The sequence below is a fragment of the Oscillospiraceae bacterium genome, from assembly GCA_035353335.1.
GTDB lineage: Bacteria > Bacillota > Clostridia > Oscillospirales > JAKOTC01 > DAOPZJ01.
Window position 1 is genome coordinate 1 of the sequence record DAOPZJ010000070.1, and the last position, 4793, is coordinate 4793.

Genomic DNA, 4793 nt, shown 5'->3' on the forward strand with positions numbered 1-4793 from the left:
CCCGTAACGCCCCTACAATGAAAATTTCCATTCGCGTCGAAATTCCGACCGTTGGCGTAAAAATGTATTTTTATTCAATAAAGAATGTTACAATCCTCCCGTTACCTGTGAAAGGAGCGATTTTATTTTGCCAGAAAACGAAAAAAAGAAAAAAATCAAACCCGCTTATTCGGTCCTCCGAAACATGGGATTTTTGCTCAAAAACCTTTGGGCGGCCGACAAATTCACGGTGCTCTCCCTGCCGATCGCGATGGCCTGCGCCGTCGCGCTGCGTTATGCCTGGATCTACCTGCCCAAATTCGTCATCGATCAGGTGACGAACGGCTCGTCAGTCGGGCAGATCGCGCTTGCTACCGGCATCTTTGTCGTGGCCTGTATCGTGATTGAATCGATCAACGGCTATTTTTCCGGCAACGCGGGCAACCGATTCATGAAAGTCACCGTCAACTTCCAGCATCGCATTTTTAAAAAGACCCTGAACTGCGATTACGCGCTGCTCGAGGGCTCCGAAGGCCAGACCAAATACCAAAAGGCGAAGAGCTGCGAGGGAGACTCTTTCAACGACCGCGCCAACTCCACTTCAATGATTTGGAACTTCTTCCAGACCACGCAGAACGTTTTGATGTTCATCCTGTTCACCACGGTGCTGTCGGTCGTAAACCCGCTGATCGTCGTGCTGGTTTTAGTCGGCTCCGGCGCGGAACTGCTTGCGCGCCTCGCGTTTGAGAAATGGGTCGAGAAGCAGAAGGACCGCTGGGCCAAGACCGACAAGCGCCAGAATTACGTCATCAAGACCTCATCCGATTCCAAATCAGGCAAAGACATCCGCATTTATAAGATGAGCAAATGGTTCGCCGACCTGCGCGAGATGCTCTTGAAAGAGCAGATCAAGAACCGCCGCGAGCGCAATTTCAAAGAGCTCGTCTCCGATATTCCGTACCTCCTCAACACCTTCCTGCGTGACGCCCTTGCGTATGCGTATCTGGCGTGGAAAGCGTCGATCGGCGAGATCTCCGTCGGCGACCTGATCCTCTATTTCAACGCCATCACCCTGTTCTCGACCCAGATGCAAAACGTCGTCGGCTGGATTCACGAGATCAATCTCTCGAACTATAAGATCTGCGACCTGCGCAGCTATCTCGATATGCCCGACCGGCCCGACCCGGTAAATCCGACCGACGTCACTTCTCTTTCCCGCCCGCTGACCATCGAGTTTTGCGGCGTCTGCTTCTCCTATCCCGGTTCGGAGAAACTGATCCTCGACCACCTCAGTATGCAGATTCGCGGCGGCGAGAAGATCGCGCTGGTCGGAGTGAACGGTGCGGGCAAAACCACCATCGTAAAACTTTTATGCGGATTTTATCAGCCGACAAAAGGAAAGATTCTCATCGGCGGGCAGGATATCGCCAACATGCGCCGCGAAGATATTTTTTCCCTGCTCTCGGCGGTCTTTCAGGATATCTCCCTGCTGCCCGTCACCGTCGCTCAGAACGTCGCGATGAAAAAACCGGAAGACGTCGACTATGCGCTCGTCAAAGATTGTTTGGAGCGCGCGGGCATCTGGGAACACGTCTCACAGCTGCCCCAAGCGGAAAACACCCAGCTTCTGCGCTTCATCCACGACGACGGTGTGATGCTTTCGGGCGGCGAACAGCAAAAACTGCTGCTGGCAAGGTCCCTCTATAAACAAGCGCCGGTACTGATTCTCGACGAACCGACCGCGGCGCTCGACCCGATCTCCGAAAGCGAGGTCTATGACAAATACCAGGAGCTCGCCGGAAGCAGCACGGTGCTGTTCATCTCCCACCGGCTGGCCTCGACCCGCTTCTGCGACCGCATTTTCTTTTTGGAAAACGGCGCGATCACCGAGCGCGGCAGCCATGCCGAACTCATGACGGCCGGCGGCAAATACGCCGGGATGTTTGAAATTCAAAGCCACTATTATAAAGAAAACGTCACACCGAACGGCAATCTCGCTTTGGAAGGGGGTGCGGTCTGATGTCAAATAATAAAGACACGGCAAACAACGAAAATCCGAAAAAGGAAAAGCTCTCAAAGCGCATGGCCGCCACCGTCCGCGCGATGGTCAAGTGCTACAAACTCGCCAACTCGCTCGACAAATGGATCGTTCCGCTGTCCTGGCTGCGCTGCATCATCAACTCCTCTTACGCGATGGTCGCGACGCTGATCCTCTCCCAAGTGCTTGATATGCTCTATGCGCACAAGCCGTTCAAGGAGATTTTGATCCAAATCGTCATCGCCGAATGCACTATTCTGGCATTAAACACCGCCTCAACCGTCATCGGAAAGTACATGAACATCCATAAGGAAGTCGCCACATTGAACTATGCCGCCCGCACCGGCGAAAAGACCCTCAGTATGGACTATCCGCTGCTCGACAGCCCCCGCTCGCAGGATCTGCGCCGCCGCATTCAGGAGGATAACCTGATGGGCTTCGGCTTAAAGAGCATTCTGGATATGATCTATTGGCTGCCGAGAACCCTCGGCAACGGCGTCACCGCAATCGTCCTGCTCTGGCCTCTGCTGACCGGCACGGGAATCTTCAAACAATGGGACTTCTACGTCTACTTCTTCCTGTCCGTGATCTCATATCTTTTAGTCAGCATGCTTCCCTCTTTGAAACTCAACAAGATCTGGTTCAAAGAGATGGAGGAAAAGAGCATCGAAAAAAAATCCATCATGTATTACATCTTCGAATCCGGACAGATGGAATATAAAATGGGCAAAGATATCCGCCTGTTCGGCGGGCAGGAGATGCTCGAAGAGGAGATCGAACCCGGCCGCAAATGGTGGTTTAAAAAGTTCGAGCGGTACGGCCGCCTGAACGGCACCGGCTGGATTTTGGGCAGCATCCCCGAATATCTCCTCACGGGCGGCTCCTATTTCTACACCGCCATCAAATGCGCGGCGGGCGTCTTCGGCGTCGGCGGCATGTACCGCTACGCAAAGGGCTTCACCGATTTCATCCGGTGCATCTCCAATATCGTCCAACAGCTCACCTATTTTGAAGTCGCCGCGAAGCGGCAGGAGAGCACCCTCGAATTCCTCTCGATCCCGAATGAGATGTATAAAGGCACCCTCCCGGTCGAAAAGCGCGTCCACTGCGACGGCGGCGACAACGACTATCTGGTCGAGTTTAAAAACGTCTCGTTCCAATACCCGGGCACCGGGGAATACGCCCTGCGCCATTTCTCGATGAAACTGCACATCGGCGAAAAACTCGCGATGGTCGGCATGAACGGCAGCGGCAAGACGACGATGATCAAACTCTTGTGCCGCCTTTACGACCCCACCGAGGGCGAGATCACCTTAAACGGCATCGACATCCGCAAATACGACTATGAGGAATATATGCGCATCTTCGGCGTGGTCTTTCAGGACTTCAACCTGTTCGCCGTCTCGCTCGGTCAAAACGTCGCCGCCAACGTCGAATACGACGCCTCAAAAGTCGAAGAGTGCTGTAAAAAGTCCGGCCTCGGGCTCGATAAACCCGGAGATGTTTCCCACCTGACCTCCGAGACCTGCCTGTATAAAAACTACGACGAAAACGGCGTCGAGATCTCGGGCGGCGAGGCCCAGAAGATCGCGCTTGCAAGAGCGCTCTACAAAGACGCGCCGTTCATCGTCCTCGACGAGCCGACCGCAGCTCTCGACCCCATCGCCGAATATGAGATCTACTCCAAATTCAATGAAATCGTCGGCGACAAGACGGCCATCTACATCAGCCACCGCCTGTCGAGCTGCCGGTTCTGCGACGACATCGCGGTCTTCGACAAAGGCCGCCTCGTCCAGCGCGGCAGCCACGACCAGCTGATTCAGAATCCCACCGGCAAATATTACGAACTCTGGAACGCCCAGGCCCAATATTACGCATAGTACTGGGCCTGCGCAACTATTACGCGTAATATTGGGAATGCGCAGCTACTACGCGTAATTCAGAATTCAGAATTAAGAATTAAGAATTCAGAAATCTAAAACCCGCCCTCCGGCGGGTTTTAAATTTTTTTAGGGCGTGACGACTCGGCACGCCGTCTTGCCTCCCTTGTATTCATCAACAGCGCACCGTTGATGCGGGAATGGGGGAAGGAGTTCGTATACGTAACTCTACCGTCCGCAGCATTCCGCCCCCGTCCCCGTCGCACGGATTATCCCCGCCCCTGTCGCACAGATTAACGCGCGGTACCTTACTTCTTCACTATTCACTCTTCACTATTCACTATTCACTAATTCGTCTACCGCCTTGCAGTGGTGGTGGGATTCCGTCCCCGCCGTACGCATTGTTCCGGGCAACGGCGCGTCAGGCGGGCCGTGGCCCGTGATGCCGCGCCCTACAAATTATAAAAAATTCCCCAAAATCCGCCGGTTTACAATAATTTTGCAAGCAAAGTGCCAAAATGTAACCGAAAATGTAACCTTTTTGTGATATTATTGCAGTACAAAGCACATAGGCCACGAAATTTGTAACCTTTAAAGGCATATGTCACTGACAGAAAGGATACGAAATGAAAAAGAGCCCCCTGATCACAGCACTCCTCCTGCTGCTTTTCGCAAGCCTTCTCTCCGGCATCCTGGCCGTCTGCTATACGGCTGCCGACATCATACATAACGAAGCCGTCAAGCCGGGATATTCCTGGGCCGAAAACAGACGCGTCACGGCGCAGGCCGAATTCACCTCGGGCCTTTATTTCCGGTAATTCCATTCAACAAAAATATCTTCGCAGGGCGAAAACGGGCATATCCCGCTTTTCGTCCTGCGTTTTGATGTTTTGAAA

General features: G+C 53.4%; 3 protein-coding genes. All 3 read left to right on the top strand.

Going from position 1 to position 4793, the window contains the following annotated elements:
* The first annotated feature begins 127 nt into the window (after positions 1-127).
* The 3 genes from PKH29_11515 (at position 128) to PKH29_11525 (ending at position 4715) form a co-directional block, all read left to right on the top strand.
* Positions 128-1999 carry an ABC transporter ATP-binding protein gene (locus tag PKH29_11515; GenBank protein HNX15464.1) on the top strand — a complete coding sequence of 624 codons (1872 nt, stop codon included), beginning with the start codon at positions 128-130 and terminating at the stop codon, positions 1997-1999.
* Positions 1999-3897 carry an ABC transporter ATP-binding protein gene (locus tag PKH29_11520; protein ID HNX15465.1) on the top strand — a complete coding sequence of 633 codons (1899 nt, stop codon included), beginning with the start codon at positions 1999-2001 and terminating at the stop codon, positions 3895-3897. The genes PKH29_11515 and PKH29_11520 overlap by 1 nt, the downstream gene beginning before the upstream one ends.
* 626 nt (positions 3898-4523) lie before the next feature.
* The gene (locus tag PKH29_11525) at positions 4524-4715 is read left to right on the top strand and encodes a hypothetical protein (protein HNX15466.1); all 192 of its coding nucleotides are present in this window, start codon (positions 4524-4526) and stop codon (positions 4713-4715) included.
* Positions 4716-4793: the final 78 nt, after the last annotated feature.

What these genes read in the sequence shown, in the direction of transcription:
- PKH29_11520 (HNX15465.1), top strand. Translation starts at nt 1,999, where the DNA reads ATGTCAAATAATAAAGACACGGCAAACAACGAAAATCCGAAAAAGGAA.
- PKH29_11525 (HNX15466.1), top strand. Translation starts at nt 4,524, where the DNA reads ATGAAAAAGAGCCCCCTGATCACAGCACTCCTCCTGCTGCTTTTCGCA.